Source organism: Mycobacterium bohemicum DSM 44277, from assembly GCF_001053185.1.
Taxonomy (GTDB): domain Bacteria; phylum Actinomycetota; class Actinomycetes; order Mycobacteriales; family Mycobacteriaceae; genus Mycobacterium; species Mycobacterium bohemicum.
This window is the reverse complement of record NZ_CSTD01000002.1, coordinates 232,062-245,305: the sequence shown is the minus strand read 5'-3', so window position 1 is coordinate 245,305 and position 13,244 is coordinate 232,062. Positions and strand designations below refer to the sequence as shown.

The 13,244-nt window shown below is 70.5% G+C and carries 10 protein-coding genes, 1 tRNA gene, 1 other RNA gene and 3 pseudogenes; 8 read left to right on the top strand and 7 right to left on the bottom strand.

The window, feature by feature from the left end; translation table 11 throughout:
- Positions 1 to 4: 4 nt before the first annotated feature.
- The 4 genes and pseudogenes from BN971_RS26645 to ffs all read right to left on the bottom strand — a co-directional run.
- Positions 5 to 142: pseudogene (locus BN971_RS26645) on the bottom strand (hypothetical protein); the annotation flags it as partial.
- A gap of 4 nt (positions 143 to 146) precedes the next feature.
- A complete protein-coding gene (locus tag BN971_RS11190) occupies positions 147 to 1,664 on the bottom strand; it encodes a DNA polymerase III subunits gamma/tau (RefSeq protein WP_428978060.1) in 1,518 nt (505 codons plus the stop codon).
- A 153-nt stretch (positions 1,665 to 1,817) separates the two neighbouring features.
- Entirely contained in the window at positions 1,818 to 3,110 is a 1,293-nt protein-coding gene (locus BN971_RS11185) for an aspartate aminotransferase type Ic (protein WP_090350196.1), read from the bottom strand.
- A 97-nt stretch (positions 3,111 to 3,207) separates the two neighbouring features.
- Positions 3,208 to 3,302: signal recognition particle sRNA small type (ffs, locus tag BN971_RS11180), an RNA gene on the bottom strand.
- Positions 3,303 to 3,371: 69 nt separating this feature from the next.
- On the opposite strand from ffs, the gene BN971_RS11175 reads away from it, so the two are divergent.
- Positions 3,372 to 3,460 (top strand) — tRNA-Ser (locus BN971_RS11175).
- 89 nt (positions 3,461 to 3,549) lie between these two features.
- Positions 3,550 to 4,380, top strand: coding sequence for a lipid uptake coordinator LucA (lucA, locus tag BN971_RS11170; RefSeq protein WP_085183297.1), 831 nt, complete (start codon positions 3,550 to 3,552; stop codon positions 4,378 to 4,380).
- Between the two features lie 16 nt (positions 4,381 to 4,396).
- Here the strand turns inward: lucA and BN971_RS11165 are convergent, their stop codons facing one another.
- Both BN971_RS11165 and BN971_RS11160 read right to left on the bottom strand, forming a co-directional pair.
- On the bottom strand, positions 4,397 to 5,140 hold the full coding sequence (locus tag BN971_RS11165) for an enoyl-CoA hydratase/isomerase family protein (RefSeq protein ID WP_085183298.1): 744 nt from the start codon (positions 5,138 to 5,140) through the stop codon (positions 4,397 to 4,399).
- Entirely contained in the window at positions 5,140 to 5,520 is a 381-nt protein-coding gene (locus tag BN971_RS11160; protein ID WP_085183299.1) for a hypothetical protein, read from the bottom strand. The genes BN971_RS11165 and BN971_RS11160 overlap by 1 nt, the downstream gene beginning before the upstream one ends.
- A gap of 137 nt (positions 5,521 to 5,657) precedes the next feature.
- On the opposite strand from BN971_RS11160, the gene BN971_RS11155 reads away from it, so the two are divergent.
- From BN971_RS11155 to BN971_RS11145, 3 genes are all read left to right on the top strand, one after another.
- Positions 5,658 to 6,146, top strand: coding sequence for a lipoprotein LpqH (locus tag BN971_RS11155; protein WP_085183300.1), 489 nt, complete (start codon positions 5,658 to 5,660; stop codon positions 6,144 to 6,146).
- Between the two features lie 70 nt (positions 6,147 to 6,216).
- On the top strand, positions 6,217 to 7,932 hold the full coding sequence (locus BN971_RS11150) for a hypothetical protein (RefSeq protein WP_085183301.1): 1,716 nt from the start codon (positions 6,217 to 6,219) through the stop codon (positions 7,930 to 7,932).
- The gene (locus tag BN971_RS11145; protein WP_085183302.1) at positions 7,929 to 9,275 is read left to right on the top strand and encodes a CHAT domain-containing protein; all 1,347 of its coding nucleotides are present in this window, start codon (positions 7,929 to 7,931) and stop codon (positions 9,273 to 9,275) included. The genes BN971_RS11150 and BN971_RS11145 overlap by 4 nt, the downstream gene beginning before the upstream one ends.
- Before the next feature lie 3 nt (positions 9,276 to 9,278).
- On the opposite strand, the pseudogene BN971_RS11140 reads toward BN971_RS11145, so the two are convergent.
- A pseudogene (locus tag BN971_RS11140) lies at positions 9,279 to 9,485 on the bottom strand (hypothetical protein); the annotation flags it as partial.
- A gap of 116 nt (positions 9,486 to 9,601) precedes the next feature.
- On the opposite strand from BN971_RS11140, the gene BN971_RS11135 reads away from it, so the two are divergent.
- The 3 genes and pseudogenes from BN971_RS11135 to BN971_RS11125 all read left to right on the top strand — a co-directional run bounded on the left by BN971_RS11135 (position 9,602) and on the right by BN971_RS11125 (position 13,242).
- Positions 9,602 to 10,936 carry a hypothetical protein gene (locus BN971_RS11135; RefSeq protein WP_085183303.1) on the top strand — a complete coding sequence of 445 codons (1,335 nt, stop codon included), beginning with the start codon at positions 9,602 to 9,604 and terminating at the stop codon, positions 10,934 to 10,936.
- Positions 10,933 to 12,079 (top strand): annotated as a pseudogene (locus tag BN971_RS11130) (hypothetical protein). The gene BN971_RS11135 and the pseudogene BN971_RS11130 overlap by 4 nt, the downstream one beginning before the upstream one ends.
- Positions 12,080 to 12,174: 95 nt before the next feature.
- Positions 12,175 to 13,242: an NAD(P)H-dependent amine dehydrogenase family protein gene (locus BN971_RS11125; protein WP_085183305.1), complete on the top strand. Its 1,068-nt coding sequence runs from the start codon at positions 12,175 to 12,177 to the stop codon at positions 13,240 to 13,242.
- Positions 13,243 to 13,244 lie beyond the last annotated feature (2 nt).

Here is a 13,244-nt window from a genome sequence, read left to right as displayed (position 1 = left end):
TCAGCTAGCCGTTTTCGATCCGCCGGGCGCCGAGTTCGTTCTGCAGCAGTTCCAGCGCGGCCTCTTCGGGGTCGCGGCGAGGGACCGTCGGGTCACTGCGGCCCGCCTCGGCCAGCATGTGTTCTTCTTCGTCGCGCCGAACGGCGTCAGCGCCGGGTGGTGCGGGTTCGTGCACGTCGGGGATCACCGGGTCGGGCTCGGCCGGAGCCGGGGCCCCCGCCTCGCACCGCACCCGCCAGTTCACGCCGAGCGCGTCTTTGAGGGCTTCGGCGATGACGTCGGCGTTGCGCTGTTCGCACAGGCGCTTGGCCAGCGGCGCCGACGCATGGGTGAGCACGAGGGTTCCGTCCTCGACGGCGCGGACGGTGGCGCCGGCCAGCATGACCTCGGTGGTGCGGCTGCGTTGGCGCACCTTGTCGCGCACCGTCGGCCACATCGTCCGCACCGAGGCGGCGGTCAGCTCGCCGGGGGCCGGGGGCGGTTCGGGCGTCCGCCCGCCGTGGCGGCGCGGGCGGCGGGGCAACGGGCGCGGAGTGCGCATCCTGCGGGATCGACATATCCAGCCGGGTCTCGATCCGCTCGACACGCTGCAGCAGCGCCGATTCGGCGTCGCTGGCCGAGGGCAGCAGCAGCCGCGCGCAGACCACTTCCAGCAGGAGCCGGGGCGCCGTCGCGCCGCGCATCTCCCCCAGCCCGGCCTGCACCACCTCGGCACAGCGGGTCAGCGTCGCCGGCCCGATGCGCGCCGCCTGGTCGCGCATCCGGTCCAGCACGTCCTCGGGCGCGTCCACCACGCCGCGGCTGGCCGCGTCCGGGACGGCCTGCATCAGGATCAGATCGCGGAACCGCTCCAACAGGTCGGTCGCGAAGCGCCGCGGGTCGTGGCCGGCGTCGATCACCGCCTCGACCGCGCCGAACAACGCCGCGGCGTCGGATGCGGCGAGGGCGTCGACGGCGTCGTCGATCAGGCCGACGTCGGTGGCACCCAGCAGGCCCAGGGCGCGCTGGTAGGTCACGTGGGCACCTTCCGCGCCGGCCAGCAGCTGGTCGAGCACCGACAGCGTGTCGCGCGGCGAGCCGCCGCCGGCGCGGATCACCAGCGGGTACACCGCGTCGTCGACGGCGACGTTCTCCTGCTCACAGATGCGCCCGATCAGCGCGCGCATGGTCTTGGGCGGCAGCAGCCGGAATGGGTAGTGGTGGGTGCGCGACCGGATCGTCGGCAGCACCTTCTCCGGTTCGGTGGTGGCGAAGATGAAGATGAGGTGTTCGGGGGGCTCCTCGACGATCTTGAGCAGCGCATTGAAGCCCGCCGTGGTCACCATGTGGGCCTCGTCGATGATGAACACCCGGTAGCGGGACTGCGCCGGCGCGTAGAAGGCGCGGTCGCGTAGCTCGCGGGTGTCGTCCACGCCGCCGTGGCTGGCGGCGTCGAGCTCCACGACGTCGATGCTGCCCGGCGCGTTCGGTGCCAGCGCCGTGCAGGAATCGCACACCCCACAGGGATTGGCGGTCGGCCCCTGCACGCAGTTCAGCGACCGGGCCAGGATGCGCGCCGACGACGTCTTTCCGCACCCGCGCGGCCCCGAGAACAGGTACGCGTGGTTGATGCGGCCGGCCTCCAGCGCGATGGACAGCGGCTCGGTGACGTGCTCCTGCCCCACCACCTCGGCGAAGGTCGCCGGCCGGTACTTGCGGTAAAGGGCCACGGTCAGCAGGCTACCGATGCCGACCGACGATCGTCGGCCTGGGCATCGAGCCTGCGACTACGGCGTCGAGACTGAACACACGGCGCGATCCGGCCAACTGTCTCGGCCTCAGCGCAGGCTCGAAGCCGGGGAGTCGAGCATCCGCTCGGTGGCCGCCAGCAGGGCGCAGGTTGCCAGCCCGTCGACCGCGTCGCGCAGGTCCGGCAGCGACGGGAACGTGGGCGCGATCCGGATGTTCGTGTCGTCGGGGTCTTTGCGGTACGGGAAGGACGCGCCCGCCTCGGTCACCGCGATGCCGGCGTCCTTGGCCAGGGCGACGGTTCGTCGCGCCGTGCCGGGCAGGACGTCGAGGCTGATGAAGTAGCCGCCCTTGGGTTCCGTCCAGGTGGCGATCTTCGCCTCGCTCAGCCGCCGGTCCAGGATTTCCAGCGCCAGCGCGAATTTCGGCGCCAGCAGCTGCTGGTGGCGCAGCATGTGCAGGCGGACCCCGTCGGCGTCTCGGAAGAACTGCAGGTGCCGCAGCTGGTTGACCTTGTCCGGTCCGATGGACTTCTTCCCCGCGTACTGCAGGTACCAGGCGATGTTGCCCAGCGATCCGCCCAGGAAGCTGACGCCGGCGCCGGCGAAGGTGATCTTCGAGGTCGACGCGAAGACGTAGGGCCGGTTGGGGTTGCCGGCCTTCGCCGCCAGGCCCAGCACGTCGACCTGGCGGATGAAGTCGTTCGTCAGGGTGTGCACGGCGTACGCGTTGTCCCAGAACAGCCGGAAGTCGGGGGCCGCGGTCCGCATCTGGACGAGGCGTCGGACGGTCTCCCAGGAATACGTGACGCCCGTTGGGTTGGCGAACACCGGGACCGCCCACATTCCCTTGATCGCCGGATCCACGGCGACCAGCTCTTCGATCAGGTCGACGTCCGGCCCGTCGGGTCCCATCGGGATGGGGATCATCTCGATGCCCATCGTCTCGGTGATCGCGAAGTGCCGGTCGTAACCGGGAACGGGGCACAGGAACTTGACCGCCGGCTCGTCCTTCCAGGGACGCTGGGAGTCGACGCCGCCGTAGAGCATCGAGAAGGCGACGTGGTCGTGCATCAGCTCCAGGCTGGAGTTGTTGCCCGCGATCAGGTTGGGCACCGCGATGCCGAGCAGCTCACCGAAGATCGCCCGCAGCTCGGGCAGGCCGTGCAGGCCCCCGTAGTTGCGGGTGTCGGTGCCCTCGCCGTCGCGATAGGTCTCTCCCGGCAGGCTGAGCAGCTGGTTGGACAGGTCGAGCTGCTCGGGTGAGGGCTTGCCGCGGGTCAGGTCCAGCGCCAGCTTCTTGGCCTGCAACTCCGCGTAGTCCTGCTGGTTGCGCGCGTGTGCGGCAGTCAGATCTTGCACGCTGAGGGAATCCAGCGACACCATTGGCCTTTCGCTGTCGAACGCCGTGGGATTCGGGATCGAAGACGGCCCCGGGCCCGGCGGCGTCGCCGCGCGCAGCGGGTCGACACTCATGAACCCGAGGGGACCCCGCGCACCCGACAGAGCCCATTGACCCTTGCTGCCTTCCGGCCCTGGGGGAGTTCACAGGATAGACGCCGCGCGGGGTCCTCTGGGGAGTCTAGTACCTGACGCAACGCGGCTACTGCGGGCGGGCGGGGCGCCCTCGGCTACCATGGCCACGGAGGATTCGCCTAGTGGCCTATGGCGCTCGCCTGGAACGCGGGTTGGGTTAACAGCCCTCGCGGGTTCAAATCCCGCATCCTCCGCCAGGGTCCGCGATGCGGACATGCACAACATCGGCGTGCAATCGGGTTGGTCGCCTTTAGGCTCGCTTGAACCGACCGGCATGAGGAGGCGTATGGGGCGCAAGGTCGCCATTCTGTGGCACGCGTCGTTCTCGATCGCTGCCGGCGTCCTCTATTTCTTCTTCGTGCTGCCCCGATGGCCCGAGTTGATGGGCGACACCACGCACGGGCTGGGGACGACCCTTCGGATCGTGGCGGGCGCGCTGATCGCGCTGGCCGCACTCCCCGTGGTGTTCACGCTGCTGCGCACCCGTAAGCCGGAGCTGGGGACGCCGCAACTCGCCCTGACGATCCGGGTGTGGTCGATCGTGGCCCACGTGCTGTCCGGCGTGCTGATCATCGGCACCGCGATCAGCGAGATCTGGCTCAGCCTCGACAAGGCCGGGCAGTATCTGTTCGCGGTCTACGGCGCCGCCGCGGCCATCGGCGTGCTCGGCTTCGTCGCGTTCTACCTGTCGTTCGTCGCCGAATTGCCGCCGCCCCCGCCGAAACCGATCAAGCCGAAGAAGGCCAAGAAGCCCCGCACGCGCGGCCTCCTCGGCAAGAAGGCGGACGAGACCGACACGGACGAGACGGACGAGGCCGAAGAGTCGGGGGAAGCCGAAGAGTCCGAAGCAGCGGAAGAAACCGAAGATTCGGACGAGCCGGCTGCCGCCGAGCCCGACGAGACCGAGGAAGCCACGGTCACCGCCGAAAGCGCAGAACCCGAGCAGGCAGCGGAAACCACCGAAGACGCCGAAGCCCCGCGTAGCGGACTGCGTAACCGACGCCCGATGGGCAAGGGGACGCATCGGGTACGGCGCCGACGCGCGCCAACCGGTATTGCCGTCGACGAAGCCCAAGACCAAGCCCAAGACCAAGCCCAAGACGAAGCCGCCGACTGAAAACCGCGCCGCCGGGTCAGCCCTTGTTCTTCAGGCGTTGCACGTACTCGGTGAGGCGCTGCCGGGTCTCGTCGGATCCCCACATCTGGCGGACCTCGGCGTCGACCCCGACGGCCTCACGAATGCGCGCCATCACCGGCGCCCGGAGCTGGTCCTTGGTGTGGCGATAGGCGTCAGCCGGGATGTCGGCGAGGTCGGACGCCTCGGCCACCGCGGCCTCGACGACGTCGTCGGCGACGACGCGGTGCGCGAGTCCGGTCTCGACGGCCTCGGTTCCCCGGTAGGTGCGGCCGCCGAGCAGCACCTCCTCGGCCCGGTCCCCGCACGCGTACCGCATCACCTCGAGCGCCGCGACGGGAAACGGCACGCCGACGCGGACCTCCGACGCCCCGATCTGCGCATTCGGGCTGATCAGACGCCGGTCGCAGGCGCAGGCGAGCACGCACCCGCCCGCGATGGCCGCGCCGTTGATCGCGGCGACGGTGGGTCCGGGGTAGCAGAACATCGCCTCGAACGCGTCCGAGAGCGCCGGTATCAGCCGGTCGGTGTAGTCGGCGCCGCCCTGCACGACTCGGTTGAGGTCCACCCCGGCGCTGAAGGCGCGGCCCGCACCGGTGATGACCAGCGCCCCGGCGCCCGAACGCGTCAGGTCCTCGAGCGCGAGCGCCACCTCTTCCAGCAGCTCGACGTCCTGCGCGTTGACGGACCCCGACGACAGGGTCAGCACCTGCACGGCTCCCGTTGCCCGAATCTCGATCATCAGCGACCCGCTGCCGCGATGACGACGGGGATGTCGGTGTTCTCGTCGGTGTGGTAGCTGGCGCACACCCGGTGGTAGCCGTCGGCGATCTGCAGCGGGACCCCGGTGGCGAAGTCGCCGCGAACCAGCAGGATGGGCGAGAGGGGTTGGCCCTTCTTGATCTTGGCCAGATCCGCCGCGACGTGCGGGTTGTCGACGGGCAGCAGACTCAGCTGCGCCGCCCGCAGGATGTCCTTGGCCTTCTTGTGCACGATGTCGCCGGCCCGCAATCGCTGCGTCAGCCCGTCGACGGTGCCCGACTCCGCGAGCAGCGCCAGGTACTCCGCCGCCGCCGGAAAGTCGTGGGCCTCAGGCCTTTCCAGCCACTTGACGCTGGGCATCGAGGGTGTCCTTTCGTAGCGCCGACATCGCAGCGTACCGCCTCCGCGCCGATATTTGGGATCGGTAGCAGCCCGGCCGTTCTGTACTTGGGCCATGTCGGCGCCAATGGGGCGGCGAATGACGGAAGGAATCATCGGTGAAACGTGTTCTCGCGGCTGCGATTGGAACCCTTGGATGCGCTGCGGCTTCAGCGGCGCTGGTGGGCTGCTCGAGTGGCGGCCACACCGCCGCCCCGGGTTCGAGCACGGCGCCCAGCGTGGCCAGCGGCACCGGCGCGCAGGTCAAGGTGGGTGGCACCGACCTGGCCGGCCTGGACCCGGCGTCGGTGACGTGCGTCAAGACCGGCGGCAAGATCGACATCGGCAGTGGCTCCAGCGGCGGCCGGCAGGCGCTGGCCGTCGTGATGACCGACGAGTCCACCCCGAAGGTCGAGTCGCTGGCGCTGGTGGTCGACGGCAACGCCCTGTCGGTGGCCAACAACATGGGCGCGAAGGTGGGCTCGGCCAACGTGGCGGTCGACGGCAAGACCTACACCATCACCGGCCAGGCGCAGGGCGCCGACCTGAAGAATCCGATGGCGGGAATGATCACCAAGGACTTCGACATCAAGGTGTCCTGCGGTTGATCGGAGGCCTCTTGAGCGGCGGACGTGGCTTGTTCCCACGCCCGCCGCTCGCCGGACTTATGATGCAGCCGTGTCGATCAGCGGTGAGCTGGAGCGCGCCCGCCGGCTGGCGTTCGCCGCCGACGAAACCGGCGCCCGGGACCTGCTGCTGTCCCTGATGCCGCGGATCGCGCAGGAAGACCGGGACGACCTGATGCTGGAACTCTTTGCGCAGCTTGGCGAGATCTACCTGGCGCGCGGAGCCGACGCAGGAGTCGAAGAGTACGTCCGCCGCATCGGCGACTGCCTGATGATCTACACGGCCGTCGCCGCGGGCACCATGCCGGAGGCCGCCGAACAGGTTCGGATGTCCGACGCCGAAGTGGCGCACATGATCCGCCGCTACTCGCGGCGAATGCACTTCCTGCAGACGGGCCTCGCCGCAGCCCGCGGTGACCACGAGCGGGCGGCGGCGGCGCTGGCCGAACTCGACGACACCGGTGACGAATTCCCCGATCTCGCTGACGAACACGCCTACCTCCGCATCCACGCGGACGTGCTGTGCGCGGCCGCCCTCTGCGAAGACGACCTGCACGCCCAGTCGGTTCCGTTGTGGGAGCGGGTGCTGCGCGGCATCGACGCCGTCGGCGGTGAATTCGGGGAACAGCTCCGGGTTGCCGTGGGCACCGCCTATGGCAGATTCTGCGTCGAAACCGGGCGATTACCGGAGGCCGAACCCTGGCTGCGGCGCGCCGAGGCCCGCGCGCGCGCGAACGGATGGGAATTAGCAACGGCCACTGCACAATTGGAGCTCGCGGCGCGATGTTGGTCGGCGGGCGACCACGTGGGCACCGAGCGACTGGTGTCGGAGGCCCACCCGGTCATCGCGCGCTACCACCGGGCCCACGACGTGGCCCGTTGCTGGCTGTATCTGGGATTCACCCGGCTGGCATCCGGAGCGCTGGAGTCCGCCGACGAGTGCTGGGAGCACGCCGAGCGGCACTGGCGCGAGCTGGGCAAGCCGCTGCATCTGCACCGGATTCTGCTGCAGCGCAGCTGGATCCTCATCTTCTGGGGCCGCTTCGGGGCGGCCGTCGAACTCATCGCGCAGGCCCGGGAGGCGCTCGACTCCTCGCCGCGCAGCAGTTGGCTGCAGTACGCGCGGCTGGACAACCACCTGGGGACGGTGTGGCGTGCGGACGCGCTGACGGACCTGGGTTTCGACGCCGCCGGTGACCCCGACGAAACCCTGCAGGAGACCGAGGAGCGGCAGGCGGAGTCGCTCGGCATCCTCCGGGGCGAGGTGGGCACGCCGGAATACTTTCGCGGGATGGCCAAACTCGAACAGGCGGCGGAGCTGAAGGTGCCGGCCGCGCTGGCGGTGGATTCGGTGCGGTACTCGATCGCCGATCCCGACGCGCGATACCGTTGGGCCACCAGCGTTTCGGCACCGGTCCTGGCCGGCGCCTTCGCCGTCGCGTGGGAATGGGAGAACACCGAGCTGGTCAGCGAGCTCGTCGAATATCACAGCGCGCGAGGGACTTTCGACTCGGCCCCGGGCCGTCCAACCTCCGGCGAATGGGCGTCGACGGCCACGCCGGCGGTGCCCGTCGAGGCCGGCGATGCGCTGGCCGCGTCCGGGATGCCCGTCGGCGGGGGCGGCGCCCTGACCCGGCTCGGCCCGCTGCCCCCGTTGCGGATGGAGCCCGACGCCGAGCCGATCATGAGCCGTTATCGCGCATTGGCTTTCGAGCGCTACGGACGCCGGGTCACGGCCGCCGAGCCCGCGTGGTCGACCTACCCATGACCGAGCCGGACCGGCTGACTCTGGTCCTGCGATACGCCGACGTCGGGATCGCCACCTACGCCAGCCTGCGCGTCGTCGGGCAGCCGTCACGCACAGTCACCTGGGTGGTCGAGGAACCGATCCTGCTCGCCGCCCTCCAGGAGCTGGCCGGGGCCCTGCCGGAGCCGCTCGACTCCGAGAACCGGCGCGACGCCATCGAAAGGGCCTTGACGCGCGGACCTTTCGCACGGCCGGATACCGAGCTCACCGTCGCCTACATCCTCGGGGTGTTGCTGATCGGGACCGCGGGGTGGCAGCTGCTGACCGAGTGTGTGGCATCACCGCGGGCGGTGCTGTTCGTCGCTCCCACGGCCCGGCTCGCACGGGTGCCCTGGGGCCTGCTGGCGCTGCCCACGTCCGGACCGAGTAAGGAGGAGCTGGTCCGCGCCCGCCAGGAGGCCATGACCCCCGGCGGCCGCGTGGCGGCCCAAATCCCCTGGCAGATCACCGATATAGCGGACCACACCGACGGCCATCGGTTGGTCGAGCTCGTCGACGTGCTGATGGCGGCGCCGCAGAACATCGTGCACGCCCCGCGCCCGTCCACCGGATGGGACAGCCGGCGCGAGCACCCGCCGGCCCTGGTCCTCGATCCCCGGGTACCCGGGCAACTGCCGGACTCCGCGCTCGGGTCGGTGCTCGGCAGGCCCTCCGCGCACAGCCCGTTGGCTCGCCACTACGCCGAGCTGATGCGAGCCCACCCGGTGCTGCCGGAGACCGACGACGCCGTCGAGCTGTTCCGCCGCCGCGACGCCGACCGCGGCTGGCTGGCGGATCTGCTCGACCGGGCTCCCAGCCGCCTCATGTACGTCGGGCACGCGAGTTCGGCGGAGGGCCGGGCCGACCGTGCGGCGCTGCACCTCGCCTGTACGGCAGGGTTACCCGGCGACGCCCGCCCGATCGGTGACCACCGCCCGCTGACCGCCTCGGATTTGATGGCGTCGCAATGGCCGATGCCGCCCCGCGTCGCATTGCTGGCGTGCGGCTCTGGCGGCGACTACCAATTCGACGAGGCGGCCGGCCTGGTGGCGGCCATGATCTTGGGCGGCGCGCAATTGGTCACGGCCACCCTGTGGTCGCTGCCCACCACCGCCGCCTACCGCCAGTTCGCTGGTCACGAGGGGGCCGACCCGATGGCCGACCTGGTGATCGCGGTGGATCGTGCCCATGACGAGGCCGAGGCAGGATGCGCGGTGAATCGTTGGCAGCGTGAGCAGATGCGGCGCTGGCGCGACGGCGACCCGGCCGCCAGCCCGCTGTACTGGGCGGCTCTGGTCACTTTCGCGGTGGACGGCGCGCGGTAGCGCTCAGGGCACGCCCGCCCATGACGCCTGCACGGCGAGCACGTCGTCCGGCAGTGAAAGCTGTTCGCGCGCAGCCGGATCGAACGCCACCAGCATGACGAGCCCCGGACGCAGCAGCGCGAACTCCGGATCATCCTCGCAGCGCGCCAATTTGCCGACGAACCTCTCCCCCGAGAAGACGGCCACCACCTCGACGAAAATTCGTCGCCGACCCGAGGAGGTGGCGCACTGTCAGCCTCTTCATGCACCCAGGTTGGCGGCGCAAACCGGCTACCGAACCCAACTTTTCGGCTCCCGTTTTCGGCCGATGCCCCTATCCTGTCCAGATGAGCGTGGATCCGCAGGTGGCGACCGCCACCGTTGCGGGGGCGGTCGGGCACCCACGCCGGTCGGTCATCGACCGGGCCTGGCGCGCGATAGGTCCCGGCGTGGAGGTGCTCAGCGGCGACGACGGCGGGCCGCTGAGCCGCACCGTCAAACGGATCATCGACCCGCTGGTGTTGCGGCTGCGGTCCAACCCGCAGTACTCCGCCCCGGTCGTTGCGCCCGAAACCGCCGCCGCCATGCACGACCTGATCGTGGGCACCGGCCCCCAATTGCGTGCCGCCTCAGCCTGGTTCGAAATCCTCAAGCTGCAGCGCCGCAGGCTGCGGATCCGGACGGGCAACGCCCAGGAGCTGTACTTTCCGGTGTGCTTCGAGCTCGCGGTCACCAAAGGCGCACCGGCGCCCGATGATCACGAGACGGCGGCGGCGGTGCTCATCGACATCCATCAGGGCCGCGACCGCACCGCCATCGAGGTGTTGCACCAATACCTGGCCGACCCCGACGTGGTCGCCGGGCTCACCGCCCAGCTCGACCGCAGCTGGCGCGACGTGAGCGCCTCGGAGACGGGCGCGGCGACCGGCCGTTTCCTCGCCGAGCTCGCAACGGTGCTGGGGCCCGCACACGGCCATCGCTCCGCGAGCGCACGGCAGCGGGTCTGGTCGGCCATGATCGCCGACCCCACCCCGTACACCCTCGGCGCCCTTGCGCACTCCCGGACCGAGGGCCTGCCCTGGTCGGTCGTCGAGCTGGGCCTCAGTTCGGCGGCGCCGCAAGCCCAACCGAAGATCTCCGGCGGCGCAGACAGCGATCGCCCGCTGGATCGCAGCGTGGTGGACCGCGTCCGCGCGACGCTGCGGCGCGCCCTGGACCGCGACGCACTCCCCGATATCCCTCTGTTGTGCGAAGAGGAGGTGGACCGGGCCTGCGCGCCCTGGGGCCTGCTGGGCGAGGACAAGCAGGCCACGCTGGTGGCCGGCATCGAGGTCGCCGTCGACTTGGCGCCGTTGGACCAATCCGTCGGCAGCCGTTACGCGTTGGCCGCACAGATCCAGGCGCGGTTGCGCAAGGAGGCCTACGTGCTGCGCGCGCGCCGCTACCTCGCCGAAGGGGGGCCGATCCATCCGCGCCAGCGTCAGGTGATCGACGACCTCGCCGCGTACGCGCAGCCGTACCTGAGCCGGCTGTGGGCGCGGCTGCACGGGCGCGACGTCTGGCAGGAGCCCTGCGACGACGTCGACGACATGCGGTCGCTGCTCGAGGGGGTCGCGCGGTCGGTGAGCCTCGATCACCGGCAACGCATCAAGGCGATGCTGGAATTGCAGGTGGCCGGATGAGACTGGTCGCCGAGTCCGGCCTCTGGAGCACCGGTCCGATGCGCGCCGCGCCACCGCTGGTCGCCGTGCTGGAGGTCAGCGGCGCCGTGTTGTCGTGGGTCATCGATGCGCCGCCCGGCGATCCGGCGGCGCACATCACGTTCACCGATGTCGCACGCGCGGACTGGCTTTGGCGGGTGGTCGGCGAGTCCGGACACGTCGCCCTGCTGTCCGCGGTGCAGGGCGCCGACGCCGACGAACACCGCGTCGATCTTGCCGGCGTGCAGGTCGCGGCGGAACCGGGCGACGCGCTGCGCAGGCTGGCCGTCGGCCATTGGCTCCGGCGCTGGTGGCCCGCCAGCCGCAGGGACGGAATCCCGGCGCTGGACCGCGCGCTGCTCGACGCGGAGGTCGCAGTGCTCACCGCCGGCGCTCAGGCCTACTTCTGCGACGACACCTTCGATTCCGACGTGGCCGAGCTGCTTTCCCCGCACGGCAGCGCGCTGATCGCGCACGTGCGCGACGGCGACCCGCGGGCGCTCGAGTTGGTGCGGGCGGCGGCCGCCCTGGCCGAGGACGTCGGGGTCGACGGGACGGGATGGCCGGAACTGTTTGTCGCCCTTGGGGAATCGACGACGCCGCTGGAGCAGCCGACCGCGCGTCGTGACGACTACGCGCTGGCGGCCGGCGCGGACGGGGGGCGGCGCGGGCTCGGCAGAGATCGCGCGGGGCGTCGCATCCATCGCTTGGACCGCGGTGCCGCCCGCGATCTTCGACGCGGGCGAGGACACCGTCGAGTGGACCGTCGAGGTCGCCGGCGCGGCGGTGCTGGCCGGCATCCGGGTCGCGATCATCGGCCCGGCCCGGCCCGCCGGCATCGCGGTGCACCTGCGTTCCGGAACCTTCAGCGGCGATGCCACGCTGGACGCCGACGGCGGCGCGGTCGTCCCCCTGGTCGACGACCAGCGCCGGGCCCTGACGGAATCGGCGGCCTGGGCTCACGACTGGTCGGCGACCTCGGTGACCGTCGGCGCCCCCTTGTCGGGGGCGCCGGAATCACCCGAGGCCCGCGAGCGCGTTCGCCGTTGGGCGCGAGCCCGGTTGGACCGGCCCGCCGATGACGCGTTTCTCGCCGAGATCGTGGCCGCCGAGGCCACCTACTGACCGTCCCGACTGTGAGTCCGGGCGCTGCCGATCCGGCGCGTCGCGTCGCCAGATCTACTGTCGCCCGCGACCGCGCCATTCCCTATGCTGAGCGAGTGCCAAACACCTATCGGGTCGTGCAGTGGAACACCGGCAACGTCGGCAAGAGCTCGTTGAAGTCGATCGTCGACAATCCCACGCTGGAACTGGTCGGCTGTTATGCCTGGTCGCCGGAGAAGGCCGGCCGCGACGCCGGTGAGCTCGCCGGCATCGCGCGGGTGGGCGTGGCGGCCACCAATGACGTCGACGCGTTGCTGGCGCTCAAACCGGACTGCGTCGTCTACAACCCCATGTGGATCAACGTCGACGAGCTGGTGCGCATCCTGTCGGCGGGCGTCAACGTGGTGACGACGGCCTCCTTCATCACCGGGCAGAACCTGGGCGAGGGCCGCGACCGCATCGAGCAGGCCTGCCGGCAGGGCGGCTCGACGATGTTCGGTTCCGGCGTCAGCCCGGGCTTCGCGGAGTTGCTGGCCATCGTGTCGGCGATGGTGTGCAACAGGATCGACAAAATCAGCGTCATCGAGGCCGCGGATACCACGTTCTACGACTCACCCGAGACCGAGAAGCCGGTCGGGTTCGGACAGCCGATCGACCACCCGGATCTCCCGGCGATGGCCGCGAAAGGCACGGCCATCTTCGCCGAGGCGGTCCGGCTCGTGGGCGACGCGATCGGCGTCGAGCTCGACGAGGTGAAGTGCGTCGCCGAGTTCGCCCAAACCACCGCCGACCTCGAAATGGCCTCGTGGACCATCCCCGCCGGATGCGTCGCCGGCACCTACATCAGCTGGCAGGGCGTCGTCGGGGGCAAGACCCTGATCGATCTGAACGTGCGGTGGCGCAAGGGGCAGACGCTCGAGCCGGACTGGAAGATCGACCAGGACGGCTGGGTCATCCAGATCGACGGGCAGCCCACGGTGACAACGAAAGTGGGCTTCCTGCCGCCGCCGTACTTCGAGGCCACGACGATCGAGGAATTCATGACTCTCGGCCACATCATGACCGCGATGCCCACCATCAACGCGATCCCGGCCGTCGTCGCCGCCGCGCCGGGCATCGCCACCTACGCCGACCTGCCGCTGACGCTCCCCCGCGGGTACGCGCGCGTCGATCGGGAGGGGTGAGG